The organism is Sphingomonas sp. Leaf17, assembly GCF_001421505.1.
Classification (GTDB): Bacteria; Pseudomonadota; Alphaproteobacteria; order Sphingomonadales; family Sphingomonadaceae; genus Sphingomonas.
This window is the reverse complement of sequence record NZ_LMKL01000006.1, coordinates 311946-330083: the sequence shown is the minus strand read 5'-3', so window position 1 is coordinate 330083 and position 18138 is coordinate 311946. Positions and strand designations below refer to the sequence as shown.

The 18138-nt window shown below is 66.7% G+C and carries 17 protein-coding genes; 10 read left to right on the top strand and 7 right to left on the bottom strand.

What is annotated here, in order from left to right:
- Positions 1-3: 3 nt before the first annotated feature.
- Entirely contained in the window at positions 4-897 is an 894-nt protein-coding gene (locus ASE75_RS10570) for a LysR family transcriptional regulator (protein ID WP_055933070.1), read from the bottom strand.
- Positions 898-983: 86 nt separating this feature from the next.
- On the opposite strand from ASE75_RS10570, the gene ASE75_RS10565 reads away from it, so the two are divergent.
- The 5 genes from ASE75_RS10565 (at position 984) to ASE75_RS10550 (ending at position 6502) form a co-directional block, all read left to right on the top strand.
- Positions 984-2123 carry an isovaleryl-CoA dehydrogenase gene (locus ASE75_RS10565; RefSeq protein ID WP_055933067.1) on the top strand — a complete coding sequence of 380 codons (1140 nt, stop codon included), beginning with the start codon at positions 984-986 and terminating at the stop codon, positions 2121-2123.
- The gene (locus tag ASE75_RS10560; RefSeq protein WP_055933064.1) at positions 2120-3718 is read left to right on the top strand and encodes a carboxyl transferase domain-containing protein; all 1599 of its coding nucleotides are present in this window, start codon (positions 2120-2122) and stop codon (positions 3716-3718) included. The genes ASE75_RS10565 and ASE75_RS10560 overlap by 4 nt, the downstream gene beginning before the upstream one ends.
- 74 nt (positions 3719-3792) lie before the next feature.
- Positions 3793-4206 carry an endonuclease domain-containing protein gene (locus ASE75_RS15160; protein ID WP_082463913.1) on the top strand — a complete coding sequence of 138 codons (414 nt, stop codon included), beginning with the start codon at positions 3793-3795 and terminating at the stop codon, positions 4204-4206.
- A complete protein-coding gene (locus ASE75_RS10555) occupies positions 4203-6050 on the top strand; it encodes an acetyl/propionyl/methylcrotonyl-CoA carboxylase subunit alpha (RefSeq protein WP_055933061.1) in 1848 nt (615 codons plus the stop codon). Before ASE75_RS15160 ends, ASE75_RS10555 begins: the two co-directional genes overlap by 4 nt.
- Positions 6050-6502, top strand: coding sequence for a MaoC family dehydratase (locus ASE75_RS10550; protein WP_055933058.1), 453 nt, complete (start codon positions 6050-6052; stop codon positions 6500-6502). Before ASE75_RS10555 ends, ASE75_RS10550 begins: the two co-directional genes overlap by 1 nt.
- Positions 6503-6506: 4 nt before the next feature.
- Here ASE75_RS10550 and ASE75_RS10545 read toward each other — a convergent pair whose 3' ends face one another.
- A complete protein-coding gene (locus ASE75_RS10545; RefSeq protein ID WP_055933055.1) occupies positions 6507-7808 on the bottom strand; it encodes a hemolysin family protein in 1302 nt (433 codons plus the stop codon).
- A gap of 139 nt (positions 7809-7947) precedes the next feature.
- Between ASE75_RS10545 and ASE75_RS10540 the strand changes: the two genes are divergently transcribed.
- On the top strand, positions 7948-8625 hold the full coding sequence (locus tag ASE75_RS10540) for an OmpA family protein (RefSeq protein ID WP_055933052.1): 678 nt from the start codon (positions 7948-7950) through the stop codon (positions 8623-8625).
- A gap of 214 nt (positions 8626-8839) precedes the next feature.
- Here the strand turns inward: ASE75_RS10540 and ASE75_RS10535 are convergent, their stop codons facing one another.
- Complete coding sequence (locus ASE75_RS10535) at positions 8840-9271, bottom strand: nucleoside deaminase (RefSeq protein WP_055933049.1); 432 nt, start codon at positions 9269-9271, stop codon at positions 8840-8842.
- A 74-nt stretch (positions 9272-9345) separates the two neighbouring features.
- Positions 9346-9555 carry a hypothetical protein gene (locus tag ASE75_RS10530; protein ID WP_055933046.1) on the bottom strand — a complete coding sequence of 70 codons (210 nt, stop codon included), beginning with the start codon at positions 9553-9555 and terminating at the stop codon, positions 9346-9348.
- A 184-nt stretch (positions 9556-9739) separates the two neighbouring features.
- Between ASE75_RS10530 and rpmB the strand changes: the two genes are divergently transcribed.
- A complete protein-coding gene (gene rpmB / locus ASE75_RS10525; protein WP_055933042.1) occupies positions 9740-10030 on the top strand; it encodes a 50S ribosomal protein L28 in 291 nt (96 codons plus the stop codon).
- A gap of 110 nt (positions 10031-10140) precedes the next feature.
- Here rpmB and ASE75_RS10520 read toward each other — a convergent pair whose 3' ends face one another.
- Positions 10141-11115 (bottom strand): esterase-like activity of phytase family protein, encoded by a 975-nt coding sequence (locus tag ASE75_RS10520; RefSeq protein ID WP_235512642.1) that lies wholly within the window; start codon positions 11113-11115, stop codon positions 10141-10143.
- A 270-nt stretch (positions 11116-11385) separates the two neighbouring features.
- Here ASE75_RS10520 and ASE75_RS10515 point away from each other — a divergent pair, with 270 nt between their 5' ends.
- Entirely contained in the window at positions 11386-11730 is a 345-nt protein-coding gene (locus tag ASE75_RS10515) for a glycine zipper 2TM domain-containing protein (RefSeq protein WP_443025330.1), read from the top strand.
- 155 nt (positions 11731-11885) lie between these two features.
- Positions 11886-12458, top strand: coding sequence for a hypothetical protein (locus ASE75_RS10510; RefSeq protein ID WP_055933036.1), 573 nt, complete (start codon positions 11886-11888; stop codon positions 12456-12458).
- A 10-nt stretch (positions 12459-12468) separates the two neighbouring features.
- On the opposite strand, the gene ASE75_RS10505 is transcribed toward ASE75_RS10510, so the two are convergent.
- Entirely contained in the window at positions 12469-13080 is a 612-nt protein-coding gene (locus tag ASE75_RS10505) for a hypothetical protein (protein ID WP_055933033.1), read from the bottom strand.
- A 266-nt stretch (positions 13081-13346) separates the two neighbouring features.
- Positions 13347-16016, bottom strand: a complete 2670-nt coding sequence (gene acnA / locus ASE75_RS10500; RefSeq protein ID WP_055933030.1) for an aconitate hydratase AcnA — start codon at positions 16014-16016, stop codon at positions 13347-13349.
- Between the two features lie 270 nt (positions 16017-16286).
- Here acnA and ASE75_RS10495 point away from each other — a divergent pair, with 270 nt between their 5' ends.
- A complete protein-coding gene (locus tag ASE75_RS10495) occupies positions 16287-18122 on the top strand; it encodes a sensor domain-containing diguanylate cyclase (protein ID WP_055933027.1) in 1836 nt (611 codons plus the stop codon).
- Positions 18123-18138: the final 16 nt, after the last annotated feature.

Here is an 18138-nt window from a genome sequence, read left to right as displayed (position 1 = left end):
TGGTCAGGCCGCCCCGTCGTCGACCGGCAGGGCGGCCGCCATCCGTAAGGCGTGAAGGAATGGCGCGCCGCCGCCGGCCAGATGCTCGGCCTGTGCGCCAAAGATCAGCCCGACCGTGCGTCGCGCGTCGAACCCCGCCAGCCTTGGCCGCGTCAAGCCGGGATGACGATGCCGCTCCGGCATGACCGTGACGCCCAGCCCGGCCGCCACCAGCAGCATCACCCGTTCGTCATTGGTGGCGCGATAGGCGAAATGCGGCCGCACACCGCGTTCGATGAAATGGCGGCTGGTATCGGACAGCATCTCGCAGTGCCGCCGCACGATCATGGTGTTGTCCGCGAGCGATTCGGCGGCGACCACCGCTTCCCCGGCCAATGGGTGATCGGCGGGCAGCGCCAGCGCATAGCCTTCCTCGAACAACGGCTGCTCCAGGAACCGGTCGCCACCGCGCTCCACAAGCGTCAGCGCGCAATCGACGCGGCCGCGCGCGACATGGCCGTTCAACTCGCGCTCACTGCCCTCGACCAGTTCGACCTGTGCGGCAGGATCGGCGGCGCGCATCCCCGCCGCCGCCCGCGCAAGCAACGCGCCGGATATGCTGCGCAGCACGCCGATCCGCAGCACCGACGCGGCAGGACCGATGTCGGTCATCGCCTGCAACGCCTGGTTGAACTCGCCCTCGATCCGCCGCGCGTGCAGCAGGAAGCGCGAACCCGCCGGGGTCAGCTCGACCCGCTGGCTCGACCGCAGGAACAGCGGCGCGCCCAGAAACCGTTCCAGCTTGGCGATGCCGACCGACAGCGTGGGTTGCGACACGTTGCAGCGTTCGGCCGCGCGCGAGAAATTGCCGTGGTCGACCACGGCCAGGAAATAGCGCAGCTGATACCGGTCTATCATAGACCGTATCTATAGCGTCACGTCGCATCATTCAATTTTCATCCGGTCCGCGAACGCGCTACCTTGCGGCAAAACAGGAGAGACGGATGTTCGATTTCGCGCTGGGCGACACCGCCGACATGATCCGCGACACGACACAGCGGTTCGCAACCGACCGGATCGCGCCGATCGCGGCCAAGATCGACGCCGACGACTGGTTCCCGCGCGCGCTGTGGACCGAAATGGGTGACCTTGGCCTGCACGGCATCACGGTGGCCGAGGAGGATGGCGGGCTTGGCCTCGGCTATCTCGAACACGTCATCGCCTGTGAGGAAGTCAGCCGTGCCTCGGCCTCGGTCGGCCTGTCGTACGGCGCGCATTCCAACCTGTGCATCAACCAGATCGCGCGCTGGGCCAGCCCGGAGCAGAAGGCGAAATATCTGCCCAAGCTGATCTCCGGCGAACATGTCGGCAGCCTCGCCATGTCGGAGGCCGGGGCGGGATCCGATGTCGTCTCGATGAAGCTGAAGGCGGATCGTGTGCAGGGCGGCTATGTCCTGAACGGCACCAAGTTCTGGATCACCAACGCGCCCGAGGCCGATACGCTGGTCGTGTATGCCAAGACCGGCGAGGGCAGTCGCGGCATCACCACGTTCCTGATCGAAAAGGACATGCCCGGCTTCGCGATCGGCCAGAAGATCGACAAGATGGGCATGCGCGGCAGCCCGACCGCCGAACTGGTCTTCAATGACTGCGAGGTGCCCGAGGCCAATGTGATGGGGCCGGAAAACGGTGGCGTCGGCGTGCTGATGAGCGGGCTGGATTACGAGCGCACCGTGCTGGCCGGCATCCAGCTGGGCGTGATGCAGGCATGCCTTGACGTGGTGTTGCCGTATGTGCGCGAGCGGAAACAGTTCGGGCAGGCGATCGGCGGGTTCCAGCTGATCCAGGCCAAAATCGCCGACATGTACGTCGCGCTGAATTCGGCGCGTGCCTATGTCTATGCGGTCGCGAAATCCTGCGACGCGGGCCGGACGACGCGGTTCGACGCGGCCGGCGCGATCCTGCTGGCCAGCGAGAACGCGTTTCGCGTGGCGGGCGAGGCGGTGCAGGCGCTGGGCGGTGCGGGCTATACAAAGGACTGGCCGGTCGAACGCTTCCTGCGCGACGCCAAATTGCTGGATATCGGCGCGGGGACGAACGAAATCCGCCGGATGCTGATCGGGCGGGAGCTGATCGGCGCATGAGCGGTCCGGTCCTTGCCACCACGGTCGTGCGCGACAGCGATGGGTTCCGCGCCAACGCCGCGCACAACCGTGCACTCGCGGCAACGCTGCGGGTGACGGTGGCGGACGCGGCACGGGGCGGGTCCGACGCCGCCCGCGCCAAGCACGTCGCGCGCGGCAAGCTGCTTCCGCGCGACCGGGTGGGGCAGTTGCTTGACGCCGGCAGTCCGTTTCTGGAGATCGGCCAGCTTGCCGCAGGCGGCCTGTACGGCGACGACGTGCCCGGCGCGGGCATCATCGCCGGCGTCGGCCGGGTGTCCGGGCGGCAGGTTATGATCGTCTGCAACGACGCGACGGTGAAAGGCGGCACCTATTACCCGCTGACCGTGAAGAAACATCTGCGCGCGCAGGAGATCGCCGCCGAGAACCGATTGCCGTGCGTCTATCTGGTCGACAGCGGCGGCGCGAACCTGCCCAACCAGGCGGAGGTGTTTCCCGACCGCGATCATTTCGGCCGCATCTTCTTCAATCAGGCGCAGATGAGCGCGGCGGGCATCGCGCAGGTCGCCTGCGTGATGGGCAGCTGCACCGCCGGCGGCGCGTACGTCCCCGCCATGTCCGACGAAAGCGTCATCGTGCGCGGGCAGGGGACGATCTTCCTCGCCGGGCCACCTTTGGTGCAGGCGGCGACCGGCGAGGTCATCAGCGCCGAGGATCTGGGCGGCGGCGACCTGCACGGACGGCGGTCGGGCGTGGTCGATCATGTCGCCGACAGTGACGCCCACGCGCTGTCGATCGTGCGCGATATCGTCTCGACGCTGCCCGCCGATCGTGCCCCGGCGATCGACCCGGATGCGGCCCCGCCGCTCTACCCGGCCGACGACCTGTACGGCATCATCCCCGACGACGTCCGCGCGCCCTATGACGTGCGCGAGGTGATCGCGCGGCTGGTCGACGGCAGCCGCTTCCACGAATTCAAGGCATTGTACGGCACCACGCTGGTATGCGGGTTTGCCGAGATCCACGGCATGAAAGTCGCGATCCTGGCGAATAACGGCGTGTTGTTCAGCGAAAGCGCGGTCAAGGGCGCGCATTTCATCGAACTTGCGCAGCAACGTGGCATCCCGCTGCTGTTCCTCCAGAACATCTCGGGCTTCATGGTCGGCGGGAAGTACGAGGCCGAAGGGATCGCCAAGAACGGGGCCAAGCTGGTCACCGCGGTCGCGACCGCCAGCGTCCCGAAGATCACCGTGCTGATCGGCGGCAGCTTCGGCGCGGGCAATTACGGCATGTGCGGCCGCGCCTATTCCCCGCGCTTCCTGTTTACCTGGCCCAATGCGCGGATCAGCGTGATGGGTGGGGAGCAGGCGGCCAGCGTGCTGGCCACCGTCCACCGCGACGCTGCGACCTGGACCCGGCAAGAGGCCGAGGTGTTCAAGGCCCCGGTCCGCGCGAAATACGAGGCGGAAGGCAGTCCGTACTACGCCACCGCCCGCCTGTGGGACGACGGCATCATCGACCCCGCGCAGACCCGCGACGTTCTGGGTCTGGCCCTGGCGGCATCGCTGAACGCGCCCGTGGCGGAGGGCGCGCGCTTCGGCGTGTTCCGGATGTGAGGGGGGTGGGTGCACCGCCAATACCTCCCCGGAACGGGGAGGGGGACCGTCCGGCGCAGCCGGATGGTGGAGGGGTGTTTGCCACGAGTCGAAAGGTCATTGATCTCGCCCGCCGCGAGCGCCGAAGCGGCAACCTCCCAGAGGTCGTCCTGTGGCGCGTCCTTCGTACCCGGCCCGGCGGTTTCAAGTTCCGCCGGCAACATCCGATCGACGCCTACAGCCTCGACTTCGCCTGTCTGTCCACAAGGCTCGCGATCGAAATCGACGGCGAAACCCATGCTTGTGGTGATACACCCATTCGTGATGGGCGACTGACGGCTCTGGGCTTCCAGACGCTCCGCATTCCCGCGCGCAATGTGCTGACCGATCTGGACGGCGTCGTTCGTGCCATCCTGCTATCCTGTACAGCGCGCCAACCCCTCCACCAGCCTTCGGCTGGTCCCCCTCCCCGTTCCGGGGAGGTTTTGACGGTGGACGAAAACCCATGATCCAGTCCCTGCTCATCGCCAATCGTGGCGAGATCGCCTGCCGCATCATCCGTACCGCAAAGGCGATGGGGATCCGAACGATCGCGGTCTATTCCGATGCGGATGCCGATGCGCTGCATGTGCGTGCGGCCGATGCGGCGGTGCATATCGGCCCGGCCCCGGTGCGTGAGAGCTATCTGCTCGGCGACCGGATCATCGCCGCCGCGCGTGAGGCCGGCGCGGAGGCGATCCATCCCGGCTACGGTTTCCTGTCGGAAAACGCAGCGTTCGCGCAAAGCGTGATCGACGCGCGTCTGGTCTGGGTCGGCGCACCGCCGGCCAGCATCACCGCGATGGGGCTGAAGGATGCGGCCAAGGCGCGGATGATCGCGGCGGGCGTGCCGGTGACGCCGGGCTATCAGGGCGCGGACCAGTCGCCCGAACGCCTTGCGGACGAGGCATCGGCGATCGGCTATCCCGTGCTCATCAAGGCGGTGGCCGGCGGCGGCGGCAAGGGGATGCGCAAGGTCGACGCCCCCGCCGACTTCGCCGAGGCGCTGGCATCGTGCCGGCGCGAGGCGGCGGCGAGTTTCGGCAACGACCATGTCCTGCTCGAAAAATGGATCACCAACCCGCGCCATATCGAGGTGCAGGTGTTCGGCGACACCCACGGCCAGGTCGTTCATCTGTTCGAGCGCGACTGTTCGCTGCAACGTCGTCACCAGAAGGTGATCGAGGAAGCACCCGCCCCCGGCATGGACCCCGCCACCCGCGACGCGATCTGCGCGGCGGCGGTGCGCGCGGCCAAGGCGGTCGACTATGTTGGCGCGGGCACGATCGAGTTCATCGCCGACGCCGGCCTTGAGAATGGCGATGGCCTGCGCGCCGACCGCATCTGGTTCATGGAAATGAACACCCGGTTGCAGGTCGAACATCCGGTGACCGAGGCGATCACCGGCGTCGATCTGGTTGAATGGCAGTTGCGGGTGGCGTCGGGCGAGCCGTTGCCGATGACGCAAGGTGATCTGTCGATCACTGGCTGGGCGATGGAGGCGCGGCTGTATGCCGAGGATCCCGCCAAGGGATTCCTGCCGTCGATCGGCCGGCTCGACCGGTTCGCGCTGGACGGGCGTGTCCGCGTCGACACCGGCGTTGACGAGGGCGGCGAGATTTCGCCCTGGTACGACCCGATGATCGCCAAGCTGATCGCGCACGGCCCCACCCGCGACGCGGCGCGGACAGCCTTGTCGGACGCGGTGGCGGGCAGCGTCATCTGGCCGCTGCGCACCAATGCCGGATTTCTGGTCAAGGCGCTGGCGCATCCCGATTTTGTCGCCGGCACGATGGATACCGGGCTGATCGCGCGGGCCGGGGGCGCAATGATGCCGGCGGATGCACCGCCTGCGCCGGTACTGGCGCAGGCGACCGGACGGCTGCTGGGGGCGACCGCGTTGCCGGGCTTTCGCCTGAACGCCGCGCCGGTCGAGCGGGCGATGGTGCTGGTCGACGGCACACCGGTCGAAACCGCGATTGGCCCGCGGGTCGGGTCGGGGATGGAGTCGGTCCTGCTGACCGATGCCGGGCAAAGCTGGCCGGTCACGCGCTGGCGGGTGGATTTGGCGGGCGGGGCCGCCGCTGGCGACGGGTCGATCCTGTCGCCGATGCCCGGGCGGATCATTGCGGTTGCGGTGGCGCAGGGCGACCGCGTCTGCAAGGGGCAGCCGCTGCTGACGCTGGAGGCGATGAAGATGGAACATGCGCTGGTCGCGCCGTTCGACGGTGTCGTCGCCGAACTGGCGGCGGTGACGGGCGCGCAGGTCAATGACGGGTTGCTGCTCGCCCGCATCGCGAAGGACGAGGGATAATGGCCGGCCGCTTCTACGATCAATGGACCGTCGGCGACGTGCTGGCGCATGACATCCGCCGGACCGTCACCGAAACCGACAATCTGCTGTTCACGGTGATGACGCATAATCCGCAGCCGCTGCACCTGGATGCGGAGGCGGCGAAGGCGTCGGAGTTTGGCCGGATCCTCGTCAACGGCACCTTTACGTTCGCGCTGATGGTCGGCCTGTCGGTCGGTGACACGACATTGGGGACGCTGGTGGCGAACCTTGGCTATGACAAGGTCGTGATGCCCAACCCGGTGTTCATCGGCGACACGCTGCGCGCCGAAACAGAGGTCGTTGCGCTGAAGGACAGCCGGTCGCGACCCGGGGCGGGGATCGTGACCTTCCGCCACCGCCTGCTGAACCAGACCGATGCGGTGGTCTGCGAATGCCTGCGGATGGCGTTGCTGAAGCGGTCGGCGGGGTAGGGCCTTACGCCTCGCTGACGAGGACCTTGTCGATGCGGCGGCCGTCCAGATCGACGATCTCAAACTTCCAGCCCTGTTCGACGAAGCTCTCGCCCTCGCCCGGCAAATGGCGGAAGACGGCCAGCGCAAGGCCCGCGACGGTGGCATAGTCGCGGTCCTCGGGCAGGTCGATCCCGAGCCGTTCGGCCAGTGTGTCGGCGGCGGTGGTGCCGGCGACCAGCAGCGACCCGTCGTCGCGCACCACGATTGACGGCGCGTCGTCGGGGTCGGTGTCCGACGCGAATTCGCCCGCGATCGCGGCGAGCAGGTCGGCGGGCGTCACGATCCCCTCGAAATGGCCGTATTCGTCATGGATCAGCGCCATCGGCACTTCGGCCTGACGCAGCGCGATCAGCGCGTCCATCGCGTCGATCCGGTCGATCACGACGGGGGCTTTCCGCATCAGCCGGCGCAGGTCGAGCGTTTCGCCACGAAACAGCGCGGCGGCGATGTCGCGCGCCTGCACCACGCCGACACAGGCGTCGACCGATCCTTCGGCGATCGGCAGGCGGGTGTGCGAGGTCGCCAGCAGCTTCGTTCGGATGCCGTCGGCATCGAGGTCGATGTCCATCCAGTCGACCTCGGTGCGCGGCGTCATCACTTCGCGCACCGGCCGGTCAGCAAGGCGGACGACGCCGGAAATGATCGTGCGCTCATGCTCCTCGATCACGCCCGACTTGGAGGCTTCCGCCACGATCAGGTGCAGTTCCTCCGCCGTCACATGCTCCTCCGATTCGCGGTTGAGGCGCAGGATGCGGAAGATCAGCGCGCTGGTCCCGTCGAGCAGCCAGACGATCGGCGCGGTGCCGATCGCCAGCCAGCGCATCGGCATCGCCATGAACGCCGCGATCGGCTCGGGCGCGCGGAGGGCAAACTGCTTGGGCACCAGCTCGCCGATGATGAGCGAGGCGAAGGTCGTCAGCGCGATGACCAGCGTGTAGCCGATCGTATAGGCCAACTCGTCCGCCACCCCCAGCATCGCGATTCGCGCGCCCACCGGCGTGCCCAGGCTCGCGCCCGAATAGGCACCGGCGACGATGCCGATCAGGGTGATGCCGATCTGGACCGTCGACAGGAACTTGCCCGGATCGGCCGCCAGCACCATCGCCGCCCGCGCGCCGGCCTTGCCGGCACGGGCCATCGCCTCCAGCCGGGCTTTGCGCGCGGACACGATCGCGAGTTCGCTCATCGCGAACACGCCGTTCAGCGCGACGAGGGCGAAGATGATCGCGACGTCGATCCAGGGGAAGGGGGGAAGCGGTGCCATTGGCTTGCAGCATCCTTTGCCGTCATTTCGCCGCAACGACAACCGTTCTGTCAGCGGGTATTCAGTGCGCAGGTGGAACAATGACCCGCCGCACCGTGTTATCCGGCCAGTTTCGACCTAAAAAGGGGAGTTCCAACCGATGAAGACGTCCACCCGCCTGATGCTGACCGCCGCCCTGGCCGCGCTCGTCACCACCAGCGCCTGCACCACCGACCCCGTCACTGGCGAGCGTCGCCTGTCCAAGGCCGCGATCGGCGGGATCGGCGGCGTGCTGGGCGGCTATCTGCTGGGCGATCTGGTCGGCGGCCGGCGCGACCGGACCGAAAAGATCCTGGGTGCGGGCATCGGCGGCCTCGCAGGGGCCGGCATCGGCGCGTACATGGACAAGCAGGAGCGCGACCTGCGCGCCCGCACCGCCGGCACCGACGTGCAGGTGATTCGCCAGGGCGACGACCTGGTGCTGAACATCCCGTCGGGCATCACCTTCGCCTATGACAGCGCCAACGTCGCGCCGCAGTTCCAGCGGACGCTGGATCAGGTCGCCGACACGCTGGCCCAGTACAACCAGACCTATATCGACGTGTACGGCCACACCGATTCGACCGGCAGCGACGCGTACAACCAGACCCTGTCGGAGCGTCGCGCGACGTCGGTTGCGGATTATCTGGCGGGTCGTGGCGTGCAGACCGCGCGCATCGGCACGCGCGGTTACGGCGAAACCCAGCCGATCGCGCCGAACGATACCGATGCCGGTCGCGCCGCAAATCGCCGTGTCGAGATCAAGATCGTCCCGATCGCGCAGACCGACCTGCGCTGAAGACGATCCGGCAGGGAAGGCGATATTCACCGCCGTTGATGCCAAACCCTGCCGTCTCCTCCGTCATCCCGGCTCGAACCCGGGATGACGGCTGGACCGGGGATGCGATTGGATGAAATGTGATCGATGCCGGTGCCTGTTCTTCCGCAAAGACGGGGAAGCAGAGCGTGTAATGGTGGGGATTAACGCTTAACGCATCCTCATTGCGCTTTGGTCACGGTCGCCGTGCGGCAAAGAAAGTCCGCAACAAATCCGCTGCCTCGGTTTCGCCGATGCCCGCGTAAATTTCAGGCCGATGGTGGCAGGTCGGCTGGCCGAAAAATCGGGGTCCGTGTTCCACCGCGCCACCCTTGATGTCCGCCGCGCCGTAATAGAGCCGTGCGATCCGGGCGTGAGCGATGGCACCCGCACACATCGCGCACGGTTCCAGCGTTACCCACAGGTCACAGTCCTCTAGCCGGTCCCGGCCCAGCAGCCGTGCGGCCTCGCGAATTGCGCGGATTTCGGCATGGGCGGTGGGATCGGACAACAGGCGCGGCGCATTGGCCGCCACAGCGACGATACGGCCGGCCCGCACGATGACCGCGCCGACCGGCACTTCGCCATTCCCGGCGGCCTCTGCGGCGGCGTTCAGGGCAATACGCATTGGATCAGGCAGGGGAAACATCGTCACCCCCTGCCCGTCGCCCGTCGACCAGTCAAAACCGGTCGGTCAGACAGTTACTGGGTATTGCCGGGCTTTTCCACCGACAGGGTCGGAACGGCGACGGTCTTTTGTTCGGTGCCAAGCTGGACCTTGGCCACGTTGGCCTCGAACTTCGGGGCCTGAACGACGCCGGCCCGGGTCTGGTCGATGTTGATGATACCGAACTGCATGGCGGCGACGCCGGCGAGCAGGACGATGCCGATGAGTACCAGAAACGTGCGCATGAAGATTCCCCTTTTACCGAATCGGTCCGATGGCGTAACAACGCAGGCGTACAGACATGGGTTGCATGGACGCGCGGAACCGTTCGCGTTTGATAGGCTGTTCGGGTGAATCGGTTGACGCCGCGCGTGGTGTCGGCTATCCGCGCGGCCTTTCCGGGCAATCCCGAAACACAAGGTAAGAACAATGTCGCGCATCTGCGAGCTGACCGGCAAGGGCCGTCAGGTGGGTAACAACGTCTCCCACGCCAACAACAAGACCAAGCGTACCTTTCTGCCGAACCTGCAGAACGTCACGCTGATGTCCGAGTCGCTTGAGCGTTCGGTGCGCCTGCGCGTTTCGACCGCCGGCCTGCGCTCTGTCGAGCACAACGGTGGTCTGGACAACTGGCTGGTGAAGACCAGCGAGGACAAGCTGTCGCTGCGCGCGCGCCGCCTGAAGCGTGACATTGTGAAGAAGATCAGCGTCGCCGCCTGATCGGCTTTGCGTCTATTGACGGCACGAAAGCCCGCCTTCCATGATGGGAAGGCGGGTTTTCGCGTGTCCGCGTGCGATCGCCCCTTGCGCTGCGTATGGCCGTTTCAGGGTTAGTCGAGCCTGAACTTGAGCAGCAATGTGCGTTGCAGGACGAGCTGGTTGTCGTCGGACACGATCCAGATCATCGTCGCGCCCCGTTCCTGCGTCACCGAGACGCCCTCGAAATTGTCGTTGATCAGCGGTGCCGCGATCGTCGCGATGCGGCGGCCGCGCGCGACGCCGTTCGGGCGGATATCCTGCCGCCGGACGATCGACAGTGTGTTCGACCAGCGAAACGGCAGCGCAAAAGCGCGGTCGAGCACCAGCAGGTCGCCGTTCGGCAGTTCGGTCATGTCGGCCGGATCGAATCGCCCGGTCGCGACATAGGCGAACCGGAAGGCGATCTGCGGATCGCGCGTCGGGTCGCCGGCGAACACCAGTCCCTCGCGCGTGCGCAGCCGGTCGCGGTCGCTGCCCCGCCACCATTTTCGCGAAACGTGCGCTTCCTCGCTGATCGTCACAAATCGGCCGTCGCGCAGGCGGACCAGTGATTCGGGACCGCCATTGTCGGGCCATCGCGCCATCGCGTTCGACACCGCCAGTCGTTCGGCCCGCGCAAAGCCCGCGGCGTAGCGCCAGATCGCGTTATACCCCTCGAACCCGACCCAGATCCGGCCGGTGGCGGGATCGACCGTCATTGATTCGCTGTCGCGGTCGCGCTTTTCCCAGCCCAGGCCGGGGCCGGCGGGCAGATTGGCAAAGGCAAGGCCATGCGGTTGCCAGTCCGCCCCCATGTGAAACTGGACGATGTTGCCGCCGTCGCTGAGCAGGGTGAAGCGGTCGCCGGTGACGTTCAGGGCGGAAAATCCGCCGAATCCGGAATCGCGACTGCCCAGTATCACGCCACCCTGAAAGGTCAGGCCGCCGACGCGCGTCCGGGCCGGATCGCGCCGGTCCAGCACCACCCGCGTCGCGGTCATCGACGGCCGCGTGCCGAGCAGCGCCAGCCGTTCCTCACCGGACCAGCCGGGGACCAGGGTCAGCACGAGCAGGACGACGACGACTATCCGAAGAGGTAAAATCCGAATGGGCAATATCCGCATGGCCCGCGTCATAGAGGCGATCGACGTCACGGGAAGCATGAACAGCGGATAACGAGTGCATTCAGTATCGGGTCAATGCGCCTGCGCCATACAGGCTGCATCGACGGCGAGCCTCCTGGACCTAACGGCCCCGGCCACCGCCGACGAAACAGAGTTCGAAAGGGAGTATGCGTCGTGTTCAAGAAGCTGTCATTCGCCGCCGTCGCCATGGCCATGAGCGCCACCGCCCTGGTTCCCGTCGCCCCCGCGATGGCCCAGCGTGGCTATTATCAGAACGACCGGTACGATCGCTATGACCGCGACGACCGGCGCTATGATGATCGGCGCGTCTACAGCGACCGTCGCGGCTATGCGCGGAACCGCTATGACCGGTCGCGCCAACGTTGCGACAACGGCACGGGCGGCACCGTCATCGGCGCGATCGCCGGCGGCCTGCTTGGCAACACGGTTGCCGGGCGTGGCGACCGCCTGCTCGGCACGATTCTTGGCGGTGGTGCGGGTGCCCTTGCGGGCCGTGCGATCGACCGCTCCGATTCACCCGGTTACTGCCGGCGGTAAGCCGGCAGTAGTATCCCCCGCGTAGCGTATCGGGGGTGGGGTCGGTGCCTTCCTGTTGGAGGTGCCGGCCCCTTTTTCATGTCGGCCCCTTTTTGATATCTCCCGCCATCGACCATCGCTAAGGGCCGAAGCCTTGGGGTAGTCCGGGGGAAGCGATGAGCCTGTTCGACATGGCGTTCGGTCTGTACGGCCTGGTGCTGGGCATGGCGATCACCGAGGTGCTGGGCGGCTTTTCCCGCCTGTTGCGGCATCGGGGGCGGACGCGGATCGGCTGGCAGGTGCCGCTTCTGGGCGTGGTCGTGCTGCTTGATCTGACCACCTTCTGGATGGATGCCTATCAGAACCGGGCGATCATTCCGGTGAACCAGCTGACGCTGTTCGTCGCCGTTGTACTGGTCGGCTGCTATTACCTGATTGCCGGCCTGGTGTTCCCCGATGATATCGTCGACTGCCCCGACCTTGACGATCATTATGCGCGGCACGTTCGCGTGGTTGCCGGCGGCATGCTGGCGATCAGCTTCATCATGCAGATTTCGTTCGGTATTCTGGAAGGCAGCGCCGCGCCGGGTACGGCGGTCGCGCCCGAACCGGGTACCGTGGCGCTGCTGCTTGAGGCACTGACCCTGCCGATTCTCGTCGCGCTGCTGTTCGTGCGCAAGCGGCGACTCACCATCCCGATGCTGGTCATCCTGATCGTCGCGATGCTGGCCGGGGCCGCGTTCGACTGACGACGCGCGATCAGCCGACGATATCCGCCCATTCCGCGCGGTGGTCGCCGCCGTGATTGTCCATGCCCGGTTTGGTCAGATAGCCGCGCGATTCGGGGATGTGGCTGTAGACCATGCGCGACGGCTTTTCGTGCCACGACAGGTTGAACGCGAAACGGACGGGAAAGAATTCCATCGTCGCATAGGGCAGATGATCGTGGATCCACCACGCCAGCTTCTTCCAGTCCTGTGGCCCCGTGAAGCGGTTGGCGAAGCGTGGCACGACGATGCAGGCGGTCGCGCCCATGTGCCCGGCGAAATCGCGCATGTCCCAGATATGCGCCGCCGCGTTGCGCTCGTTCGACGCGCAGTTATAGCCCTTGGCAGCACCCAGTGCGTTCACCTCGGCCGAGCGATAGGCGGATCGGATCGCGAGTCGCCCGAACGCATCCTGCAACGGTTCCAGCAGATCCTGGCACAGTCGCGTACCGGCGGCGATGGCCAGATCCGGATCGTCGGGAATGTTCGACAGGCCGTGGATCGCGGCAATGTCCGAATAGAGAAAATCGCGCAGGAAAAACGTATCGGACAGCTGGACCCGGCCAAGCTCGGTCAGCTTCGCCACCGTCTGCGGCTTTTTCACACACTCTCTCCCCGACCTTGATTCCGCGATCCTAGCCGTAACGGCCGGCAAATGGCGCGTTATGTTCCGGGTGTCGTGTCAAAGCAGGATGAACGGCGTCGTCGGGGTGCCCGGACAGCGCGACCGGAGCCTGACACGGTCCTGTAACATCGCGCATCCATGATCCGCGACAGGCCGCACATCCCCCCGTCGCGGCCCTCCCTGAACTACGGGGCGTCCCATTCGGACTGCCCCGCTTTTTCGTTCAGGACGCGCGCGCTGGCGGATCAGGCCGCCAGGTTGCGCAGCACGTACTGCAGGATGCCGCCGTTCAGGAAATATTCCAGCTCGTTGACGGTGTCGATCCGGCAGCGCGTCTGGAAGGTTTCGGTCGAACCGTCGGCGCGGGTCATTTCCACCGTCACGTCCTGACGCGGGCGGATGTCCGCCACGCCGGTGATTGTGAACGTTTCGTCGCCGGTCAGCCCCAGCGTCTGGCGCGTCACGCCGTCCGCGAACTGCAGCGGCAGGACGCCCATGCCGACCAGGTTCGACCGGTGGATCCGCTCGAACGATTCGGTGATGACCGCGCGCACGCCCAGCAGATTGGTGCCCTTGGCCGCCCAGTCGCGCGACGATCCAGTGCCATATTCCTTGCCCGCGACCACGACCAGCGGCGTGCCGTCGGCCTTGTGCTTCATCGCCGCGTCATAGATCGGCATGACCTCCTGGCCATAGCGCGACATGCCACCCTCGACGCCGGGGACCATCTCGTTCTTGATGCGGATGTTGGCGAAGGTGCCGCGCATCATCACGTCATGGTTGCCGCGACGCGCGCCGTAGCTGTTGAAGTCGGCCTTGGCGACCTGATGCTCCTGCAGGAACACGCCGGCCGGTGAATCCGCCTTGATCGAGCCTGCCGGGCTGATGTGGTCGGTGGTGATCGAGTCGCCCAGCACCGCCAGCAGCTTGGCGTCGCGAATGTCCTGCACCGGCGCCGGCGTCATCTCCAGACCCTCGAAGTACGGCGGGTTGGCGACATAGGTCGATGCGGGCGGCCAGGCATAGGTATCCGAACCCGTGACCTCGATCGCCTGCCACTTGGTGTCGCCCAGATAGACGTTGCCGTAGCGCGCGCGGAACATGCCGTCGTCGATATTGGCGTCCATCACGCTGCGGACCTCGGCGTTGGTCGGCCAGATGTCGCGCAGATAGACGTCGTTGCCGTCGCTGCCCTGGCCGATCGGGGTCGACACCATGTCGGTGGTGACGGTGCCCTTCAGCGCATAGGCGACGACCAGCGGCGGCGATGCGAGGAAGTTGGCGCGGACGTCGGCCGACACGCGGCCCTCGAAGTTGCGGTTGCCCGACAGGACCGATGCGGCGACGATGTCGTTGCCGTTGATCGCCGCCGAGATCGGTGCCGCGAGCGGACCCGAATTGCCGATGCAGGTGGTGCAACCATAGCCGACCAGATTGAAGCCGATCGCGTTCAGGTCGGCGGTCAGCCCGGCCTTGTCGAGATAGTCGGTGACGACCTGGCTACCGGGGGCGAGCGAGGTCTTGACCCACGGCTTCGGCGTCAGGCCAAGGGCGTGCGCCTTGCGTGCCACCAGACCGGCGGCCACGAGGACGCTTGGGTTCGACGTGTTGGTGCAGCTGGTGATCGCCGCGATCACGACGTCGCCGTCGCCGATGTCGTGCGATGCGCCCTCGACCGCGACACGCTTGGCGTCGTCACGGCTGTACAGCTTGGACAGGTCGCCGTTGAAGACGTCGTCGACATTCTCAAGGCTGACCCGGTCCTGCGGGCGCTTCGGTCCGGCAAGGCTGGCGACGACGGTGCTCATGTCGAGGCCGAGCGTGTCGGTGAAGATCGGATCGACGGCGTCGGCCTCACGCCACATGCCCTGTGCGCGGGCATAGGCCTCGGTCAGGGCGATCGTCTCGTCCGGGCGACCGGTCAGGCGCATATAGTCCAGCGTCTTATCGTCGATCGGGAAAAACCCGCAGGTCGCGCCATATTCCGGGGCCATGTTGGCAATGGTCGCGCGGTCGGCGAGCGTCATCGTGTCGAGGCCGGGGCCATAGAACTCGACGAAGCGGCCGACGACGCCCTTGGCGCGCAGCATCTGGGTGACGGTCAGCACCAGATCGGTGGCGGTGATGCCCTCGTTCAGCGCGCCGGTCAGCTTGAAGCCGACTACTTCGGGAATCAGCATCGACACCGGCTGGCCGAGCATCGCGGCCTCCGCCTCGATCCCGCCGACGCCCCAACCGAGCACGCCCAGGCCGTTGATCATCGTCGTGTGGCTGTCGGTGCCAACCAGGGTGTCGGGATAGGCAATGGTCGACGTCTCGTTGGTCGACGACCAGACGGCCTGACCGATATATTCCAGGTTCACCTGGTGGCAGATGCCGGTGCCCGGCGGCACGACCGAGAAATTGTCGAGCGCCTTCGATCCCCACTTCAGGAACTCATAGCGTTCCATGTTGCGCTGATATTCCAGGTCCACGTTATCATGGAACGCCTGCGGCGTGCCGAATTCATCGACCATGACCGAATGGTCGATGACGAGGTGGACGGGCACCTGCGGATTGATCTTGGCCGCGTCGCCGCCCAGCTTGGTGATCGCGTCGCGCATCGCCGCCAGATCGACCACGCAGGGGACGCCGGTGAAATCCTGCATCAGCACGCGCGCGGGGCGATACTGGATCTCGCGGTCGCTGCGGGCATCCTTCTGCCAGTCGATGATCGCCTGTACGTCCTCGATGGTGACGGTCTTGCCGTCCTCAAACCGGAGCATGTTCTCCAGCAGCACCTTCATCGAGAAGGGAAGCCGCGAGATGTCGCCCAGCTTTTCCGCCGCCTTGGGCAGCGAGAAATAGTCATAGGTCTTGCCGTCGACGTCGAGCGTCGTGCGGGTGGAGAGCGTGTCCTGGCCGATCGCGGTCATATGGGTCCTTCCCTTGAGCGAATATCCCGAAAAGGCGCGGGGGGAAGGCAGGCGCGAATGGCCTGCGCGGGCGCGTTTCGGGATCTGAAAGTCGTGGCGTCCCGCGGGCCTTAGCAAGCGTGCGCGGACGGGGGAAGGGGGCGCGCGGCCCTCGACCCATCGCAAAACCACGGGTCGCCGCCGCGCCATGCCGGTCCGCTGGCGCATCGGCCGCGCGGATCGGGTGCGGTGGTAGTACCGCGTTAACCCGAATTTCCCTATACGGTAACCATGGCCTCCGATCCCGACCGTGCCCATGACGCGTCCGAAGCATCCTTTACCGGGCTGATCTGGTCCGTCGTGCTTGGCCTGTCCTATTTTGCGACCGCGATGGTCTCGCTCTACCTGACCCGGGGGGCGGACGGTGTCGCCACGATGTGGCCGCCAAGCGGTTTCCTGTTCGCGGTACTGCTGCTGGTGCGCCGTCGCGCCATGGCCGGTTGCATGGTAGCCGCCGGCGTGGCCAGCCTGGCGGCGAACCTGTTCGCCGGCAACGGTGTGGCGAATGCGGTCGGCTTCACGGTCGCCAATCTGGCCGAGGCGTGGACGGCCATGGCGCTGCTGCGCCGGCCCGGCGGCCCGCGCGTGTCGTTCGTCAACCCGGCGGGCGTCATCGCCTTCGGCCGGTCGGCGGCGGCCGGCGCGATCGTCAGCGCGGTGCTGGCCACGGTGGTCGTCGCGATCACCACGCACGGCGCGTCGGTGCGGTTTTTCCTGTCGTGGCTGACGACGGTCCTGCTGGGCATGTTGCTGGTCGCGCCGATGGTCCTGCTGTCGGCGGAGATGTGGCGCGCGCGCAAGCGGACGCTGGGCACCATCCGCCCGGTGGAGGCGATGCTGATGCTGGCGCTGGTCGCCGGAGTCGCGGCGGCCACGTTCCTGCAATCGGCGCTGCCCATCCTGTTCCTGCCGATGATGGCGATCGGGGCGGCGGTGTTCCGGCTGGGCACCATCGGCGCGGTCGCGGGCATACTGGTCGTCGCGGTCGTCGGATCGGTCGCGCTGGCGTTCGGTCAGGGGCCGCCGACCCTGGTGGCGGGTGGGCGCGACATGCAGGTCCTGTTCCTGCAATTCTACCTGCTGACCCTGTTCGCCTCCGCCCTGCCGACCGCCGCGCTGCTGGCCGGGCGCAACCGGTTGCAGGTCGAGCTGGCGGAAAAGCTGCGGCTGCTGTCGCTGGCCGAACGGGCCGCGCAGATCGGCCACTGGCGCGTCGATACGGTGCGCCGCGAGATCTTCTGGTCGCCCGAGGTGTTTCGCATCCACGGTCTGCCACTGGGCAATCCCCCGGCGTTCGAGGAGGCGGTCAACGCCTATCACCCCGACGATCAGGCCCGGGTCGGCCGGATCGTCGAACAGGCGCTGGCCGATGGACTGCCGTTCGAGTTCAAGGCGCGGATCGTGCGGCCCGACGGGTCGGTCTGTTTCGTCGTATCGCGCGGCGAGCGGGATTATTCGTCGGAGGATTCGGCGATCGGCCTGTTCGGCCTGATCCAGGACGTCAGCGCGCAGATGGAGGTCGAACGGGTGCTGACCGACGCGCGCGAAACCGCCGAGCGGGTGGCGAGCGCGGCGACGATCATGGCGGAAACCGACCAGCTGACCGGTCTGGCCAACCGGCGCAAGATCCTGCACCTGATCGACCGGGCGATGGAGGTCGCGCGCGGGGACGGCAGCGCCCTGTCGGTCGCGATCTTCGACATCGACCATTTCAAGAGCATCAACGACACGTTCGGCCATGCGGTCGGCGATCAGGTGCTGTGCCGGGTGGCACGCGCGACCGAAGCCGCGTTGCGCGCGACGGATGCGGTCGGCCGCTTCGGCGGCGAGGAGTTCGTGCTGCTGCTGCCCCGCGCGACGCCGGAAGCGGCGATGGCCGTGGCCGAACGTGTGCGGACCGCGATTCAGGCCGGTGGCGGCGGACCGGGCGCACCGCGCGTCACCACCAGCATCGGCATCGCGCTGTTCACGCCCGAGGATACCGCCGACCTGCTGCTCCACCGCGCCGACACCGCGCTGTACGCCGCCAAGCACAATGGGCGGAACCAGTCGCGGCTCGCCGCCTGATGCCGGCGGTCATGTC

Coding starts and splice junctions, on each gene's coding strand:
- acnA (WP_055933030.1), bottom strand. CDS start 16,016: ATGACCGCGATCGGCCAGGACACGCTCTCCACCCGCACGACGCTCGAC.
- ASE75_RS10555 (WP_055933061.1), top strand. CDS start 4,203: ATGATCCAGTCCCTGCTCATCGCCAATCGTGGCGAGATCGCCTGCCGC.
- ASE75_RS10570 (WP_055933070.1), bottom strand. CDS start 897: ATGATAGACCGGTATCAGCTGCGCTATTTCCTGGCCGTGGTCGACCAC.
- ASE75_RS10530 (WP_055933046.1), bottom strand. CDS start 9,555: ATGCGCACGTTTCTGGTACTCATCGGCATCGTCCTGCTCGCCGGCGTC.
- rpmB (WP_055933042.1), top strand. CDS start 9,740: ATGTCGCGCATCTGCGAGCTGACCGGCAAGGGCCGTCAGGTGGGTAAC.
- ASE75_RS10565 (WP_055933067.1), top strand. CDS start 984: ATGTTCGATTTCGCGCTGGGCGACACCGCCGACATGATCCGCGACACG.
- ASE75_RS10545 (WP_055933055.1), bottom strand. CDS start 7,808: ATGGCACCGCTTCCCCCCTTCCCCTGGATCGACGTCGCGATCATCTTC.
- ASE75_RS10535 (WP_055933049.1), bottom strand. CDS start 9,271: ATGCGTATTGCCCTGAACGCCGCCGCAGAGGCCGCCGGGAATGGCGAA.
- ASE75_RS10495 (WP_055933027.1), top strand. CDS start 16,287: ATGGCCTCCGATCCCGACCGTGCCCATGACGCGTCCGAAGCATCCTTT.
- ASE75_RS10515 (WP_443025330.1), top strand. CDS start 11,386: ATGAGCGCCACCGCCCTGGTTCCCGTCGCCCCCGCGATGGCCCAGCGT.
- ASE75_RS10560 (WP_055933064.1), top strand. CDS start 2,120: ATGAGCGGTCCGGTCCTTGCCACCACGGTCGTGCGCGACAGCGATGGG.
- ASE75_RS10540 (WP_055933052.1), top strand. CDS start 7,948: ATGAAGACGTCCACCCGCCTGATGCTGACCGCCGCCCTGGCCGCGCTC.
- ASE75_RS10550 (WP_055933058.1), top strand. CDS start 6,050: ATGGCCGGCCGCTTCTACGATCAATGGACCGTCGGCGACGTGCTGGCG.
- ASE75_RS10510 (WP_055933036.1), top strand. CDS start 11,886: ATGAGCCTGTTCGACATGGCGTTCGGTCTGTACGGCCTGGTGCTGGGC.